Annotated in this window: 16 protein-coding genes and 1 pseudogene; 11 read left to right on the forward strand and 6 right to left on the reverse strand. The window is 66.7% G+C overall.

Annotation, left to right across the window (positions count from 1 at the left end):
* Positions 1-278: 278 nt before the first annotated feature.
* Positions 279-1,096 (reverse strand): annotated as a pseudogene (locus tag E1298_RS31540) (IS5 family transposase).
* Positions 1,097-1,355: 259 nt separating this feature from the next.
* Here E1298_RS31540 and E1298_RS31545 point away from each other — a divergent pair.
* Entirely contained in the window at positions 1,356-2,783 is a 1,428-nt protein-coding gene (locus E1298_RS31545; RefSeq protein ID WP_131899756.1) for a hypothetical protein, read from the forward strand.
* A 346-nt stretch (positions 2,784-3,129) separates the two neighbouring features.
* Here E1298_RS31545 and E1298_RS51915 read toward each other — a convergent pair whose 3' ends face one another.
* Positions 3,130-3,315, reverse strand: coding sequence for a tyrosine-type recombinase/integrase (locus E1298_RS51915; protein ID WP_207944946.1), 186 nt, complete (start codon positions 3,313-3,315; stop codon positions 3,130-3,132).
* On the reverse strand, positions 3,273-3,518 hold the full coding sequence (locus E1298_RS31555) for a hypothetical protein (RefSeq protein ID WP_131899758.1): 246 nt from the start codon (positions 3,516-3,518) through the stop codon (positions 3,273-3,275). The genes E1298_RS51915 and E1298_RS31555 overlap by 43 nt, the downstream gene beginning before the upstream one ends.
* Positions 3,519-4,001: 483 nt before the next feature.
* Here E1298_RS31555 and E1298_RS31560 point away from each other — a divergent pair, with 483 nt between their 5' ends.
* Entirely contained in the window at positions 4,002-4,505 is a 504-nt protein-coding gene (locus E1298_RS31560; RefSeq protein WP_131899760.1) for an FBP domain-containing protein, read from the forward strand.
* A gap of 380 nt (positions 4,506-4,885) precedes the next feature.
* On the opposite strand, the gene E1298_RS31565 is transcribed toward E1298_RS31560, so the two are convergent.
* The gene (locus E1298_RS31565) at positions 4,886-6,127 is read right to left on the reverse strand and encodes a S8 family peptidase (protein WP_131899762.1); all 1,242 of its coding nucleotides are present in this window, start codon (positions 6,125-6,127) and stop codon (positions 4,886-4,888) included.
* 507 nt (positions 6,128-6,634) lie between these two features.
* On the opposite strand from E1298_RS31565, the gene E1298_RS31570 reads away from it, so the two are divergent.
* Genes E1298_RS31570 through E1298_RS50665 form a run of 3 tightly spaced genes read left to right on the forward strand, consistent with a single transcriptional unit; the run spans position 6,635 to position 7,713 of the window.
* Complete coding sequence (locus E1298_RS31570; protein ID WP_131899764.1) at positions 6,635-6,925, forward strand: hypothetical protein; 291 nt, start codon at positions 6,635-6,637, stop codon at positions 6,923-6,925.
* 37 nt (positions 6,926-6,962) lie between these two features.
* Positions 6,963-7,253, forward strand: coding sequence for a response regulator (locus E1298_RS50660; protein WP_243725924.1), 291 nt, complete (start codon positions 6,963-6,965; stop codon positions 7,251-7,253).
* A complete protein-coding gene (locus tag E1298_RS50665) occupies positions 7,219-7,713 on the forward strand; it encodes a hypothetical protein (protein WP_243725925.1) in 495 nt (164 codons plus the stop codon). The genes E1298_RS50660 and E1298_RS50665 overlap by 35 nt, the downstream gene beginning before the upstream one ends.
* 422 nt (positions 7,714-8,135) lie before the next feature.
* Here the strand turns inward: E1298_RS50665 and E1298_RS49710 are convergent, their stop codons facing one another.
* The gene (locus tag E1298_RS49710; RefSeq protein WP_207944947.1) at positions 8,136-8,324 is read right to left on the reverse strand and encodes a hypothetical protein; all 189 of its coding nucleotides are present in this window, start codon (positions 8,322-8,324) and stop codon (positions 8,136-8,138) included.
* Positions 8,325-8,393: 69 nt separating this feature from the next.
* Here E1298_RS49710 and E1298_RS49715 point away from each other — a divergent pair, with 69 nt between their 5' ends.
* From E1298_RS49715 to E1298_RS31595, 4 genes are all read left to right on the forward strand, one after another.
* Positions 8,394-8,726 (forward strand): histidine kinase dimerization/phospho-acceptor domain-containing protein, encoded by a 333-nt coding sequence (locus tag E1298_RS49715; protein WP_207944948.1) that lies wholly within the window; start codon positions 8,394-8,396, stop codon positions 8,724-8,726.
* A gap of 456 nt (positions 8,727-9,182) precedes the next feature.
* Entirely contained in the window at positions 9,183-9,374 is a 192-nt protein-coding gene (locus E1298_RS31585; RefSeq protein ID WP_131899768.1) for a hypothetical protein, read from the forward strand.
* A 9-nt stretch (positions 9,375-9,383) separates the two neighbouring features.
* A complete protein-coding gene (locus E1298_RS31590; RefSeq protein WP_131899770.1) occupies positions 9,384-10,766 on the forward strand; it encodes a LuxR C-terminal-related transcriptional regulator in 1,383 nt (460 codons plus the stop codon).
* 221 nt (positions 10,767-10,987) lie between these two features.
* Positions 10,988-12,151: a hypothetical protein gene (locus E1298_RS31595; protein ID WP_243725926.1), complete on the forward strand. Its 1,164-nt coding sequence runs from the start codon at positions 10,988-10,990 to the stop codon at positions 12,149-12,151.
* A gap of 816 nt (positions 12,152-12,967) precedes the next feature.
* Here E1298_RS31595 and E1298_RS31600 read toward each other — a convergent pair.
* Positions 12,968-13,363: a MarR family winged helix-turn-helix transcriptional regulator gene (locus E1298_RS31600; RefSeq protein WP_131899772.1), complete on the reverse strand. Its 396-nt coding sequence runs from the start codon at positions 13,361-13,363 to the stop codon at positions 12,968-12,970.
* A gap of 102 nt (positions 13,364-13,465) precedes the next feature.
* On the opposite strand from E1298_RS31600, the gene E1298_RS31605 reads away from it, so the two are divergent.
* On the forward strand, positions 13,466-14,914 hold the full coding sequence (locus E1298_RS31605) for an MFS transporter (protein WP_243725927.1): 1,449 nt from the start codon (positions 13,466-13,468) through the stop codon (positions 14,912-14,914).
* A 292-nt stretch (positions 14,915-15,206) separates the two neighbouring features.
* A partial coding sequence (locus tag E1298_RS31610) for a hypothetical protein (protein ID WP_207944949.1) occupies positions 15,207-15,445 on the forward strand: 239 nt, incomplete at its 3' end.

Raw genomic sequence — 15,445 nt, forward strand, 5'->3', positions numbered from 1 at the left:
CGCTGGCGCACCCTGCGGCACATCACCGTCAGCCCCAGCAGAATCGGCGACATCACCCGCGCCGCGCTCGTCCTCACCCACTTCGAACACGACCACCTCCAAAGAACCCAGTGAGATCACTTCAATGAGATAAATAAGGCATCAGCCCTCTCTGGCTGCGCGCCTTAGAATGGACTGTCGTCCAACGGATGCTGCGGTGCGCTGGAGTGGTTTTGTTGGCTTAGAGTGGCAAGCGATGTCAACAGCTTTATCTGATGCCTATCTTCTAAGAGCTTGTCTCATGTGGATAGTTGGGCGAGTTTCTTGTAGCAGGTGATGGCGGCTGCGAGGGTGAGGAAGGCGGTGAACAGGTGGCTGTGGCGTTCATAGCGGATGGTCAGGCGCCGGTAGCCGAACAGCCAGGCCAGGGTTCGTTCGATCTTCCAGCGGTGGCGTCCGAGACGTTCGCCGGACTCGATGCCGGGCCGGGCGATCCGCGGTGTGATCCCGCGTCCGCGCAACCAGCTCAGCTACTCGGCGGAGTGATATGCCTTGTCCGCGCGGAGCTTGACCGGCCGCCGGCGGCGCGGGCCGCGCCGGGACCGGATCGCCAGTAACGCCATCAGCAGCGGCTTGAGGGCCTGGCTGTCGTGCAGGCTGGCGGCCGAGACACCGACCACAAGAGGCAGCCCGGCGGCGTCGGACAGCACGTGGAGTTTGCTTCCCTTCTTGCCGCGATCGACCGGGTTGGGGCCGGTCAGCGTGCCCCCTTCTTCGCGCGGACGGCGGCGGCGTCCACGATCGCCGACGCCCAGTCCACCTGCCCGCGGGCACCCAGCTCGTCCAGCACCGCATGGTGCAGCCGCGGCCACAGCCCCGCCTTGGTCCAAGCGGTGAACCGGCGATGCGCGGTCGGCACGCTCACCCCGAACTCACCCGGCAGATGCCGCCAGGCGCACCCGCTGGTCAGCACGTACACGATCGCGGTGAACACCGCCCGATCCTACACCCCAGCCGTCCCACCCCCCTGCCGCCGAGGCGCAAACCCCGGGACCAACGGCTCGACCAGCTTCCACAACTCATCCGGCACCAGCCGCAACGCAAGATCCGACGACACAATCCCGCATTATCCCGCAAGCCACCCACAATCCCACATGAGACACGCTCTAAGTCAACCAATTCCACTGGCTTCAGTGACAGCACCATGCCTGGGAGTCCTTCACCTGCTTCGGGGTAAGCGCTTGGAGGTCGCTATAGCTTCGATAGCGACGCCGGGTCAGTTCGGTGCCAGTTGTGGCCAGAAGTCTCTGGGCGGGGTGACTCCGCACGTCGAATATGAGATCCTCCACGGAGTACTGTAGAGCAAGGGAGGGCTAGTGCGCTTTAGTGAGACCTATGGGATAACCCGAACTGATGACGATGATTGGTTCGACCCACTTCTGCTTGCAGATACAAATCTTTGCGTCGATCCCTTTATGATTTACGACGACGCGGACGATTTTTGGGCGCAAGCTCATGATGATATGATCGATTTTTTTGTAATGGTTCTAAAGATGGTGAAAGCGGCCAAAGGGAATAAGAAGTCTCCGTCTTGGGGGAAAGCGAAATCGCTTCTACTCTTTCCGGAACCTGACGAATTTTGCCTAGGAGTCACCGAAGGTAGCCCGCGTGGGGCTGGCTCTGGGAAGGGGCTCCAAGAGCCCATGCTGAGAAGTGCAAGTATCGCAGTCCAACATAATATTGAGTCTGTCGAACACGTCGAAGAGTTGGTGCTTTTTCAGGAAGGCATGGGTCTAGACAGAATTAGCGACATGGTCTGCAATATCTTGAAATCCTACTTCATTCAGTATACGCAAAATGTTGCAAGGTGCCATTCAGTTAAGATGGAGAGAATTCGAGTACGACACTCTTCCTGGGATAACCAGAATGCGAAGTGGCGCGACGAGGTCGTTGAGTTGCCACGCAATCCGTATACCGGGTCCGCGGTTCTACTTGTGCCAGGTAGATTTCTTCGCGCACTTTTGACCGTAAACGTTGATGACTTCTGGGACTGGGCATGGCGTCAGGAGCCCGAGGCGCTTCGAGCTAACTTCAATTACGACCTCGCGTGGCGTGTGCCAGCTGCAATGAAGGCCAAAATGGCGAGTCAGAATCCTGAGCTCGTCAAGACCTTCATGAGGGAATGTGAGACGCATGAAAAGGTTCCATATGATATTGAAAACGACCCGCTGTTGCGCACAAGCACCTATGAGCTAGGGACGGCTCTCGCAACTGATAACCCCCTGTCGTTCACGCCTGCCAAACCGGATGAGTTTCACAAATTCATTGAGGCTCTTGTGGCAGCTTATGCGCACGGCATCGAGCAATCCGACGCCTGGCGACTTCTGTGGGATAAGAATAAGTTTCGTCCCGAAAGTGCCTGTCAGTCCCTTTTTCGATTTGCGGCCGCTCAGTATTGCCGTGCAAACAAAATCGACCTGACTTCTGAGGCGAATGCGGGACGCGGTCCAGTAGATTTTAAGTTTGTGCAGAACTGGGATGCGCGCGCTCTGATTGAGATGAAACTCGCCAACAATTCCAAATTCTGGCATGGCCTCAACAAGCAAACCGTGCAGTATCTAAAGTCGGAAGATCTGCGGTATGCGCTATTTGTATGCATCTGCTTCGAGGATGATCATTTCGATCGGGAATTTCAACGCGAGGTGAGAGACCTCGCGGCGGCCACTTCAGTGGAGTTCAATGTCAGCATCAAGCCTATGTTCATTGATGCTCGCCGAAAGCAGTCTGCTTCGAAAGTTAAGTGAGCTTTGACTTGGGTGGTGCGAGTCGGACGCGACGATATGATGCAAGCGCTTGGGGTCGCACACTGGCCGCTGTATATCTCGATGTAAAGCGCTCGGAAGTCGGGGTGCGAGTGTCCGCCTCTGGTTAAGTGAAGCCACGAGCGCAGACTGACTAGTTGCCTGACGACATAAGCGTCCTCCTGCGGACATTGACGGACGCTGACGACGCGCTTCCACTGCTCTGAGCCATAATGCTGCTAGCAGGACCTCGCTCGTAATGAATAGGTCATCGGTTCGATTCCGATAGGCGGCTCCACGTCAAAGCCCCCTTGCGCTCTCCGCGAGGGGGCTTTGCTAACAGCAGGCTCTAAGCCGCCTCGTCCATGACTCGCGCGAACACGTTCACCCCAGCCACCTCGGCCGATCGAGTTACGTGCGCGTAGACCCGAAGCGTGATCGCTGGGTCAGCGTGCCCGAGCCGCGCGGCGGGCACGTGGACGGGGACGCCCGTCAGGAGAAGTGTCGTCGCGCGGATGTGCCGGAGGTCGTGCACCCGAGCATGGGGAACGGTGGCCCTTCGTTGGGTGCGTTGTAGACCCGAATGGTCTTGGTCATCAGCCAGCCGACCGAGTCGGAATGGATCGGGTCACCCCATCCGGTCGCCAACATGTAGCCGTCTTCCCCGCCGCGCCACTTGCCTCCGGTGAGGAGCTTGTCCGCCGCCTGGGCCTTACGGTGCTCCCGCAGGGCGGTCACGGGCGTTCAGTTCGGTGTCCGCTGAACTCGTCCCGGAGCCGATGCAGCGCCGGTTCCTCAGGGTGCGCACGTGATTCCCTCGTGAGCGGTCTTTGAGCCCGGACGGTCCGTCCGGCATGCTCGCCAGCTTCCCGCCGCCCCGTGGTCGGCAAAGGAGCCTGACGAGGGGCCAGGCGGGGGCCAGGCTTGAGCAGGGGAGGTGGCCGCCCGTGACCTGACCACCCCGAGAGACGATGCGAGTCGGGCGCCTACGCGGCAACCGGCGCCGACGCGCGCTAGCCGCCGAGCCCTGACCACAATCGTGCCATAACAGCGCACGTCACGGCCCAGACAGCCCGCTGGGTGGGGGCTTTCGATACCTTTCAAGGGCGCCCGCACGCGGGCGGCTTTTGAACCGCCAAGCGACGGCGCCGACTACTCCTAAGGTCGCCAGCCCGATAAACCTTTGCCCGTGCCACGGACGCGAACCTAGGCTCGCACCCCATGCGAGCGATTACCGAACGCGATCTGCGGTCATGCTTCGTCAACTGCTCCAAGGGCGACGCCACGCGCCTCAACCTTCCCAAGGACTTCGCGCAGTCATCCTGGGACGACCTTGACTTTCTCGGCTGGCGGGATCCCAAGGCCCCCGACCGCGCCTACCTTGTCGCCGAGACGAGCGACCGGCTCGCCGGGATCGCGCTGCGATTCGCGTCCGCGCCCGGTAAGGCACGCGGGTTCAACTCGACCAGCTTGTGCTCGTTCTGCCAGACCGTGCACACAGGCGGCGGTGTCGCGTTGATGAGTGCGCGACGCAGCGGAGAGGCCGGCAAGCGGGGCAACACCGTCGGGCAGTACCTGTGCGCCGACCTGGCCTGTTCCCTTTACGTGCGGGGCAGAAAGCAGACTCTGCTGGGCGACGGCCACGACGACGGTGTCCCCCTTGAGGAGAAGGTCGCCCGCATCAGGGCGAACCTGGACGCCTTCGTCGCCTCGGTCGTCGCCTGATCAGCGGGTGCGCAGGGCCCAGAAGGTTGGACGTGCCCGAAGCGGGGCTCCGGGGATGGGGGCGTAGAAGTGTCGATCATGGAGGTCGGCCGGTTGTCATGACGGGGGCTAAGGATGATTTCGATTTGGTCATGGGTGCCCTTTGTTTGGGGTAGGCCCGGGGGCCGAGCTTGTTCGGGAGGCTTGTGGTGGATTGGGTTTCGGGTTGGACGGCTGGTGTTTGGTAAGAGGCCCATCGCGGGTTTGCGATGGGCCTCTTGGGTGACGCGTTTTCTGGTTAGGCGCGCGTCAGGATTGTGTTTGTTGATTGTGGGCCACGTCTGTTCTAGGCGCTGTTGTTCATGGCCGGGGGCGGGGGGTCGAGGACGACCTGGATCGTCCTATTGGTGCTTGGCGGGGGCGCCTAGTGCGGTGACGTTCAGGAGCAGGTTCGGGGAGCCGCTTCCCGGGTTGGAGATGACGCCGGGCTGCGCTGCCTTGACCACTGCGTTTCGCGATTCCTGGGGGGTCGCGGTCGGGTGGTTCTCCAGATAGAGCGCGAGCGCTCCGGCCGCGTGCGGCGTTGCCATTGACGTGCCGCCCATCACCGCTGTGCCGGTGTCGGATTCGTAGTCGGCCGAGGTGATGTCGTTGCCTGGCGCGAACAGGTCGAGGCAGCGGCCGTAGTTGGAGAAGAAGGAGACCCAGTCGCCTTCGTCCGTCGACCCGAGCGTGACGGCTTCGGATACGTCGCCGGGGGCGTCGCAGCCGTTTCGGGAGTCGTTGCCGGCGGCGATCGAGAACTGGATGCCCGCGCGGATGGCGGCCCTGGTCGCGTCGCTGAATGCCCGCGGCTCCGCGTTGGGAGGGTCGGAGCCGATGCTCATGTTGCCGATGGACGGTCCGCGGGCGTTTTTCGCCACCCACTCAAGGCCCTGGATGGCGTAGCGGTCGGGGGAATAGCCGTCGCAGTCCAGGACTCGTACGGCGACGAGCTTGACGCCCTTGGCCACGCCGTATTGCGCGCCGCCCACGGTGCCCGCCACGTGTGTGCCGTGGCCGTGGCAGTCCTGCGCGGTGGTGTCCTTTTCGACGAAGTCGTAGCCGTGGGACGCCCTGCCTTCGAACGTCTTGTGGCTGATGCGGATTCCGGTGTCCAGGACGTAGACGGTGACGCCGGCGCCGGTGCCCGGGTAGGCGTACTCGCGGTCCTGTTTGCCGTCAACACGGTCCAGACCCCAGGACGGGGGGTTGGGCTGTTTGCCGCCTCCGGCCGTATGGACCATCACGGACTTCTGGACGTATCGCACCGCCGGGTCCGCGGCCAGGTGCCGGGCTTGTTCAGCGGTCATGTCGGCGGCGAAGCCGCGCAGGACGGCGCTGAAGACGCTCTGGACGGAGCCGCCGTAGTGGCGCACCAGATCCCGCGCCTGGGCGGCCACCGGGGCGGCGGCGCCGGGCGCGAGGGACGTCGAGCCCTTCAGGGCCACGATGTACTGGCCGTCGACCGTACCGGGGGCCTCCGCGTTGATCACGGTGCCCTCGGCGGCGTTCGCCGGGCCGCCGAGGCCGCCGGCCAGCAGCGCGGTGACTGCGGTCAGGGCCAGGAACCAGGCCCTCGCCCGTTTTCGGTTCTTTCTCATCTTCGCCTACTTCCGTCATACGTGGCGTGGACGGCCCCGGGGTGGGCCGCCGGGCCACCACGATAAGGTTCCGGCCAGGAAGGGACAATCAATCGGATTGCGTTTAGAACGGTCTAATATCGGGCTCTGTCGGGGTCCGTGGGCGCCCTTCCTAAATGCGTACGGTGACCGGACTGCTCCTGACCTGGGCCTGCGATGGCGCGGCGGGGATGTCCGCGCGAGCCGCAGCCAGGGAACGCCTGGCGTCGGGACCCCGTCAGATTCGTCCCGTCCTCGAAGATCATGGGGGTGCCTGGCCGGTGGCCGTTCGGTGGCGGTGTGCGGCTACCCGGGCAACGGTTTCGTCTGTTGGCGGGCCAGCCGGGGTGGTCATTCGAAGAAGAAGATGCATTCCGCTGCGGATATGGGTCGCCGGGCGCGTGGCCCATCCGCCGAGCGGGCCGGCGGCATGGTGCGAGATCGGTCGAACGGCAGCGGGTTCGGTGACGGTCCGGCTACGGTGCGGATATGGAGCAGCTTGCGGACTGGAGACCCAACTCGTCCTGGACGATGGAGGAATGGGTGCGCGAGACCCGCGCCCTGCGCGAAGCCTTGACGGTGCTGGGCGCCGCGGTGCCGCACTGCCTGCCGGGCGAGCCGTCCGACTGCGGGGCTTCGGTCTGGGCGCACTACGCCACCTACGCGGGAATGCTCAAGGGCGTATCCCACGTGAAGGCCGAGTGCAACCTTGGGCCCGGCCCAGGGTTGGATCTTGCTGAACGCGTGTACGCCGATCAACTGGCCGCGCACCGGCATTAGGCCGTCCCGGCCAAGGTGGCGCCCGGGGTGCGGAGAAATGAGTCTGGGGCGCTTGGTTCGTGGCTGTGACGTGGAGTTGGACGAGGGCGCCGTCCTGGTCGTGGACGATCAGGCGGAGGTGCGGGAGGCGCTGGCCGAGGGGTACGAGGTCCGTGCCGAGGCCGACGGCGACGCGGCTCTGCGCGCGGCCGCTGCCTGGCATCCCGGCGTGGTGATCGTCGATGTGACGATGCCGGGGGGCCGACGGGCTGGCCGTCTGCCGTGCGGTGCGGGCCCGCGGCGGTCGGACCCCGGTGCTGGTGCTCACCCCGCAGGACGCCGTCAATGACCGGATTGCGGGCTTGGACGAGGGCGCCGACGACTACCTGAGCAAGCCGTTCGACCTCGGGGAACTCGTGGTGGCGCGGGTGCGGGCGCTGCTGCGCAGGTCCAGGCCGGTCCGGCGCGGGGTTCGCCGATCTCACCGTGGACGCGGAGACCCGGACGGGCTGGCGCGGCGGGCGCAAGATCGAGTTCACACTCACCGAGTGGAGCGTGCTGGAGGTCCTGCTGGAGCATCCGGGCCGGACGCTGAGCCGGGGCAGATCGGAGAGCGGGTGTGGAGCCTGGGCTCGGGCCCTCGTCCAACTCGCTGGGGGTCTACACCGGCTACCTGCACCGCAAGCTCGAAGGCGGCGGCGAACCGAGGCCGGTGCATACGGCGCGTGGGCTCGGCTACCGGCTGGGCGAGGCGTGAGCGGCGGCGGTCCGATGGCGCCGGTCGCGGCTCCACACGCGGCTGGCGCTGACGACGGTCGCGGCTCCGCACGTGGCTGGCGCTGACGACGGCCGCGGTGATGGCGCTCTGACCGCCGGCGTGTTCGTCGCGGTCCGGCACGAGTTCGACTGGGCAGCTGAACCTCAGCCTGCGCAGGCACCTGGACAGCCGGCGGGACGACCCGGACCTGCGGACGCGGACGGCCGCCACGCCGTGGACCTCGTCCATGTCGTGCTCGCTGCGCGGCACCAGCGTGTGCTTGCAGACGATCCCTGCCGGGACCCGCCAGGGGCGATGGGAGAGTCGAGCACGCCGGTCACCGCCGACGCAACCGAGGTCGCGGCGGGCCGATCGGGATCCGCCTCCTCCGACGTCGAGGTGAACGGCGCGCGGGGGCCGGCGCTGACCGTCCCGATCAAGAGCGGCTCTCCAGGTGGCGATCGAGGCCCGGACCTACGCCAACTCGGTGGCGCGGTTGAAGGCCCTGCTCGGCGCGCTGGGCGTGGCGGGTGTCGTGCTGGCCGCAGGCGGCGGCTGGCTGGTCGCCCGCGCCGGGCTCGGCCGGGTGCGCCGCCTGACCGACACCGCGAAGCTCATCGCGGCGACCGGCGATCCCCAGCGCAGGTCGGAGTTTCCGGTCACCGACGGCGAACCGGCCGCGACGAGGTCGCGGTCGCCCGGCTCGCCGCGTCGTTCGACACCATGCCGGACGTGCTGGAACGGTCGCTCGCCGCGCGCCGTCAGCTCGTCGCCGACGCCTCGCACGAGCTGCGCACCCCGTTGACCGCGCTCCGGACCAACATCGACATCCTTGGCTATGGCGACCGGATCACCCCGCGGCAGCGCGAACGGGCGGTTACCACGCTCGACGGGCAGCTCCGCTCGGCCACCGGCCTGGCCAACGACCTGGTCGAGCTGGCCCGCTTGTGGCAAAGGAGCCGTCTGCCCTCTTGGAGGACGTGCGCCTGGACGAGCTGGTGCTCGCCGCCGTGGAGACCGCCGCGCCAACTGGCCGCGCATCGTCTTCGAAGCCGAGACGGCTGAGGCGGTCGTGACCAGGGTGCCCGTTCGTCTGACGCGGTTGGTCTCGACCGTCCTGGACAACGCGGCGAAGTTTCAGCCCGGACGGCGGCGCCGTCAAAGTCAAGGTCGTCGTAGACGGCGGCGCGGAGCTGGCTGTCGCCGGCCACGGCCCGAAAAGACCAACCTGAGAGTTCGTCACCGACGAAACGCGTTCGGTGACCGAGAGGCAACCAGGGTGATGGACGTTCTTATACGTCGGTAGACAATAGTAGACGGCAGAGGCCGTACGAAGGCGAACACACAGTGGGGATGATGGAAAATCGCGTCCGGGGCTTGCTGGGGTTGCCCCTATAGGGGACGCTGTCTACAGCGAGCGCTCTCGTGGTGCGTGAGGCGAGGATGACGGACGGACCTCACCGGCGAGCCCCCGGGGAACGCGCGCCAGTGGCCGGATCCCAGTTTCCGAGGGGCGACACAATGAAGTTCACTATCAAGGTGGAAGGAAAGCTCAAGGTCGGTCCGCTCGTCGCGACCGCGTCCGCGCTCACCACGAGCGTGGCCGCCGCGGCGGGCAGCTATCCCGCCACCGGAGCGGCCGGTGCGGTCGCTCTCGCCGCGCTCTCCGCCGGCGGGCACGTCGTGGCCTACCGCGCGGGCGGCAAGTCCTGACGGAGTTCGATGACCAAGACGTCCTCACATGAGCCCGGCGACCGTCGTCCAGCAGTAGTGGACGACGTTGCCGGGTATCAGATGAAACCCGACCCGCTGACCGCCGCCACCACCGCCGAGCTCGGAGAGCTCCTGCGCGAATTCTGGTCGTGGTCCGGCCGGCCCTCGGCCCGGGCGGTCGCGGCAGGTTCCGGGGGCGCCTTCTCCCACTCGACGGTCAGCAAGATCCTTCACGGGAGCGGTCGGCGCCCCTTTCTGCTGCTGCCCTATCTGCAGGGGGTCATCAAGGGGTGCGGCGGGGACGAGAACGACCTGCGGAGATGGACGACCGCGTGGCGCAAGGTCCAGCTCACGGAGTCGGCCCCGCCGACTGCCGACCCCGCGTCCGCGCTTTCGTCCCCGACCGCTCAAGAGGTGTCCGGGTCCGGTGGCGGGCGCGGAGGCTCACGGGACTCCGCGCCGCGGGCAATGGAACCGATACCCGACAACCTTCCGAAGCTCGCGGGCCGGGAGCCGGCCCAGGGATCCATTGTGGGCGGCACCGTTGTCGCGTCCGGTCTGGAGCGGGTTTCGGACCGAGCAGCAGGTCCCTCAGCGGGTGCGAGCATGCTCCGCACCCTGGTAGCGGTCGATATCGCAGGCTTCGGGAGCAGGAGCGAGGCGCTGGGGGCCCATCTCCGGAAGAGCATGTACATCGTCCTTGACGAGGCTCTTCGGAAGAGTGACGGGCTGCGGGAGCATAGCTATTTCGAAGACCGGGGCGACGGGGTCCTCATCGTCATCCCGCCTGACACGTCGACCGATACCGTGCTGTCCCGAATTCCGGAGCTCATGGCCGAGGGCCTCCACACGCACAACCGGTTCGCCAGTGAGGCCGCCAAGCTCCGGCTGCGCATCGCCGTACACGCCGGGCATGTGTTCGCTGACGGGCACGGATTGAGCGGCCACGCGCTCATCATGCTGTTTCGGATGCTGGACGCGCCCGAGTTCAAGCGCGCGTTCGCGGAACGGGACTGCGATCTCGGGCTGATCACCTCCGAGACCGTCTTCAACGAGGTGGTACGGCACGGGGTGGGAATCCTCGACGAGGCCGACTTCACCGGAATCACGGTGCTCGTCAAGGACTCCTCCTTCCACGCCTGGGCCCGGTGGCCCGGCGGCGGTCCGGCCCAGGAGCCGCGTTCGTCCACTCTCGATCGGTTGTCGGACGCCGAACGGCGGGTGGCGGAACTGGCCTCGCGCGGATTCACCAACCGGCAGATCGCCCAGAGCCTCCACATCTCGGTCAGCACCGTGGAGCAGCATCTCACCCGCGTCTACCGCAAGCTCAGGGTGAACAGGCGCGACACCCTTTCCCTGGCTCTGACCAAGGACAGGCTGGCCCGCTCATGAAGCCGGGCGGTTTCATCGAGAACGTGAAATTGACAAGCCTTTGACCGCCCTCGCCGCGCGATGCCGGGGCGGGCGGAAGATCGTGCAGGTCAGGGAAGGGGGCGGGGTCTCCCGGAAGCGGTCATCGCCGGGGCCGTCCGTCTGACTTTGTGAATTATCGCTCCTGGGCGCCCGATGGGACCGCGGGTTAGGGTCGAGGCGAACTCGATCTTGGGGTGGTCGTGGAACTTCAGGAAACCGGCGCGGTGCGGGACGAGGCGGAAACCGTCCTGCGGGCGTGGCATGCGTACGAGGTTCGGCGCGGGGGTTCCCCGGTGATCGACTTTGACTGCTGTCCCGTGGACGGGCAGGCGGAGCCGGCGGAGAGCCGGCTTGGGGTCTACCGGCAGCTGAGCGCTCTCAGGGAGCGGGTCGGCGGATGTCTGGCCGAACGGCTCGACGCGGACCTCGCCTACCTGGGCGCCCTGCTCGGCGAGCGGCGGCCGCTGAACGAGTACGTGCAGGTCACGCAGGGCTGTAGCACGGCGGGATGGCCGGAGGAGCACGTCCTGGAGGTGGGGGAGAAGGCGCGGGAGGCCGTGGCCGGGCTGGGCATCGGCTGGGGCGCCGCGACCGTCGCCGAGCTGGACGAGGCCGAAGGGCTCCTCGACCTCGGCGATGCGCCCGACGCCATCCGGAAGGCCACCGACGAGCTGGAGCCCGCGGTCAGAGCGGCCACGGGCAGCATGGCGCCGTTCGAGCTCGACATCGAAACCGCGCACGTGGACGCGTACTGGGCGTACTGGCTCGACGGTGCGGGCAACCGGGTCCGCATGCGGTTGAACATGCGCAACGCCGTCTTCACGGAGGTCGGCGCACGGAGGTTCGCGCTTCACGAGGTGCTCGGGCACGGCCTGCAGAGCTCCAGTTGGACGGAGGCCGCGAAGGACGTCGTGCCGTGGGTGCGGTTGATGTCCGTCCACGCGCTACAGCAGGTGTTGCTGGAAGGGCTGGCCCAAGCGCTGCCGCTCTTCGTCGCTCCGGACGACCAGGCCCTGACGGTGCGGGTGCGGCTTGATCACTACATCCAGCTCGTGCGCGCGGAGCTGCATCTCGGCCTTGAGGACGGGGTGCCGCTACGGGAGTTGGCCGATCATGCCCGAAAACGCGTCCCATGGTGGAAGGAGTCGACGATCGCCGATCTCCTCACCGACCGGGGACATCCTCAGCTACGCACGTACCTGTGGTCGTATCCGGCCGGTATCGACTGGTTCGTCCACCTCGCGGAAGCCGATCCTGGGACGGGACGCAAGGTGCTGCAAGCCGCCTACTCGGCCCCGCTGACACCCGCCGACCTCGCCTCCCTCTGGCCGGACGGCCCCCCGATCGGAGGCCCCGGCCGCTAGGGCCCTTCTTATGGATCTACGTTCTGTTACGCGGCGCCCAGGCCCGCACCTTGCGGCGTTGTCGTCGGTCACCGGCCAACACCGGGCTGGCTCCCTCCTCCACCTGGACACCGCTCACGACGAACAAGATTCACAAGAAGCGCCCTAGTCCGAGAGCCCCTCCGCTCTGCTCGGCGCTGGGCGGGTGCTGATCTTGGCCCATGCTCCGATCGAGCGAGTCTTCTAGCGGCCGTGTCCGCTGGCGCCCTTGCCGCGATCACATCGAGTGCGAGGCACGCCAGTCTGGCCAGTGCGGTCAGGCGGGCCGGTCGGAGCCTGCCTCCGAACCTCGATGATCAGGCCATCGGGGTTCTGACCTGGAACTGTTCTGCGGGTCTTCGTCGTCCTGGTCCTTCGGGGGAACGTCGTCCCCGCCGCGGAAGCAAACCACCGCACGAAGGCGATCATGGTGCCCAGGGCCACGGCCGTGCCGGTGGTGAGGGTGGCCAGGATCGTCGTGGTGCGTCGCGCCGCCCCGGCGCCGGCCGCCCGGGGCACCCTCCACATCAGCGGTAGGGAATACACCAACGCCCGTTCCGGGCTGCTACACCGGCGCCTTCTCGCCTCTGGCGGTCGGCAACGACACCAACAGCACGGCCTCCGTCTACGACAAGGAGCAACGCCGGGGCCAGATCCTCGGCCAGATCGTCCCCGGCGATTCCCGCGTCTCCGAGTTCGACGGCAGCGTCCGCGGGTGACGCGCATCCCATTCGGCGGACTCGCGCCGGTCGCGGTCAGGTAACCGCCTACCTGGGCCGATTCGGTCGGAACCGATACTCAGCCGACGGGCTCAAGAGCCTCGGCGGGGAGGTGGGCGGCGAGAACCTTGAGGTGGGTCTTGCTCGCCTCGGCGTGGCGGCGGCGTCCGGCCTCGGTGACCTCGACGAAGACGCCTCGGCGGTCGTATTCGCACAGGACGCGCTGGACGAGGCCGTGCTTCTCCAGGCGGGCGACCGTGCGGGAGAGGGCGCTCTGGCTGAGGTACATGTCGACGGCGAGCTCCTGCATGCGGCACTTCTCACAGTCGGTCTCGACGAGCCGGTCGAGGGTCTCGAACTCGCTCATGGTGAGGCCGTGGGCGTCTTGCAGGGAGCGATCGAGATCACACGCGATCGTGTTATAGCAGGTCAGCAACGATCGCCACTGACCGACCAGAGCAGCGTTCGTCTCCATGCCGCGCATCCTAGCATGCGCGCGCATCAGATGCGCAGGAATTAAATTCTTCAGAATTTAGTGCGTGGACATTTGATGCACACGCATGTATCGTCCTCCGACGTGACTATCACCGACACCTCACCTGCCTCAGCTGTCCGTGCGCCGGGGACCGGTGCTCCGGCCGAACAGATCTGGACTCCCCGGCTGTGGGGAGTGCTCGCGGTGCTGTGCGCCGTGTTGTTCCTCGACGGGCTCGACGTGTCGATGGTGGGCGTTGCGCTGCCCTCGATCGGTGCCGAGCTGGGACTTTCCACCACCTCGCTGCAGTGGATCGTGAACGGCTATGTGCTCGGCTACGGCGGCCTCCTGCTGTTGGGCGGCCGCACCGCTGACCTGCTCGGCCGTCGCCGGGTCTTCCTCACCGCGCTGGCCGTGTTCGCCATCGCGTCGTTGGTGGGCGGCCTGGTGGACGACGGCACGCTGCTCATCGTCACCCGCTTCGTCAAGGGCCTGGCGGCTGCATTCACCGCGCCGACCGCCCTGTCCATCCTGACCACCACGTTCCACGAGGGACCCGCGCGCAACCGGGCGTTGTCGGTCTTCTCGGTCTTCGGTGCCAGCGGCTACTCGTCCGGGCTGATCCTGGGCGGGCTGCTCACCAGCTTCGGCTGGCGCTGGACGTTCCTGACGCCGGTTCCGCTCGCCCTGATCGCTCTCGCCGCGGGCATCGCCCTGATCCCGCGGGACAAGCCGTCGACCGAGGGCGGGCATGACATCGTCGGGGCCGTCACGTTGACGGGCGGCATGCTGCTGGCCGTCTACACGGTGGTGTCCGCGCCGGACCGCGGTTGGCTCGACCCGGTCACGCTCGGGTCGCTCGCGCTCGCGGCCGCCCTGCTGATCGGTTTCGTCATCACCGAGAACAAGGTGCGCCACCCGCTCATCCGGCTCGGCATCCTGCGGGGCGGGACGATCATCCGCGCCAACCTGAGCATCGTCGCGCTCTTCGGGTCGTTCCTGAGCTTCCAGTTCATGATGACCCTCTACTTGCAGGACGTTCTGCACTGGTCGCCGCTCAAGATGGCCATGGCGCTGCTGCCGATCGGGCTGATCGTGGCCTTCGGCTCCCCGTTCATGGGCCGCCTGATCGACCGGTACGGGACACCGCGGCTGATCATCAGCTCCATGCTGTCGCTCAGCCTCGGGTACGTGTGGTTCATCGCCACCGCCGGTGACGCCCCGCACTACGCGCTCACCGTCTTCCCGACCATGATCCTGCTGGGCGGCGGGTTCGCCTTCGGCTTCAGCGCGATCATGGCCCAGGCCACGGACGGCATCGAGGACTCCGAGCAGGGCCTGGCCTCGGGCCTGGTGCAGACCTCGGGCCAGGTCGGCGCCGCACTGGTGCTGGCAGTCGTCACCGCCCTGGTCGCCGGGGGCGCGCACAGCGGGGGTGGGGGCTTCGGTGAGTTCCATGCCGGTGTCAACTTGGTCAGTGGTGTTGCGGTGGTCGGCTTGGTGCTGAATCTGGTTCCGCTGTTGAGCCGTTACCGGGCGAAGCACGCCTGACCGACGCGCGGCACGGTCCCTGACGGGGGCGGCCCGGCACGAACCTGCCCCGGCAACCAGCCGGGCCGGGTCCGTGCCGGGCCCTTCGCACGGAAGGCCCTTTGCATGTTGGCCCTCCCCCCCCGTGTCGGGCCTCCTCCGTGCTGAGCATTCTGCGTGTCGAGCCCTTTGCGGGCGGGACCCTCTCCGTGCCGACCCTCTCCGTACCGGGCCGCGCATGCCGGGCCGCTCCATGCTGGGCCGCGCATGCCGGGCCCTTTGCGCGGGGTCCTTCCTGTGTCGGGTCTTCTGCGTGTCGGGTGGGCTGGGCCCTCTCCATGCCGGGCTGCTCCATGCCGGGGCGGGTTCGCAGCGCCTCGGTGATCTCGTTGTCGGTGCGGCCGAGTGGCTCGGACGAGCCGGGCCCTCGGGCCTGGTGCAGACCTCGGGCCAGGTCGGCGCCGCACTGGTGCTGGCAGTCGTCACCGCCCTGGTCGCCGGGGGCGCGCACAGCGGGGGTGGGGGCTTCGGTGAGTTCCATGCCGGTGTCAA

It is taken from the genome of Actinomadura rubrisoli, assembly GCF_004349215.1.
Taxonomy (GTDB): domain Bacteria; phylum Actinomycetota; class Actinomycetes; order Streptosporangiales; family Streptosporangiaceae; genus Spirillospora; species Spirillospora rubrisoli.

What these genes read in the sequence shown, in the direction of transcription:
- E1298_RS31560 (WP_131899760.1), top strand. Translation starts at nt 4,002, where the DNA reads ATGCGAGCGATTACCGAACGCGATCTGCGGTCATGCTTCGTCAACTGC.
- E1298_RS31565 (WP_131899762.1), bottom strand. Translation starts at nt 6,127, where the DNA reads ATGAGAAAGAACCGAAAACGGGCGAGGGCCTGGTTCCTGGCCCTGACC.
- E1298_RS31570 (WP_131899764.1), top strand. Translation starts at nt 6,635, where the DNA reads ATGGAGCAGCTTGCGGACTGGAGACCCAACTCGTCCTGGACGATGGAG.
- E1298_RS50660 (WP_243725924.1), top strand. Translation starts at nt 6,963, where the DNA reads ATGAGTCTGGGGCGCTTGGTTCGTGGCTGTGACGTGGAGTTGGACGAG.
- E1298_RS31585 (WP_131899768.1), top strand. Translation starts at nt 9,183, where the DNA reads ATGAAGTTCACTATCAAGGTGGAAGGAAAGCTCAAGGTCGGTCCGCTC.
- E1298_RS31590 (WP_131899770.1), top strand. Translation starts at nt 9,384, where the DNA reads ATGACCAAGACGTCCTCACATGAGCCCGGCGACCGTCGTCCAGCAGTA.
- E1298_RS31600 (WP_131899772.1), bottom strand. Translation starts at nt 13,363, where the DNA reads ATGGAGACGAACGCTGCTCTGGTCGGTCAGTGGCGATCGTTGCTGACC.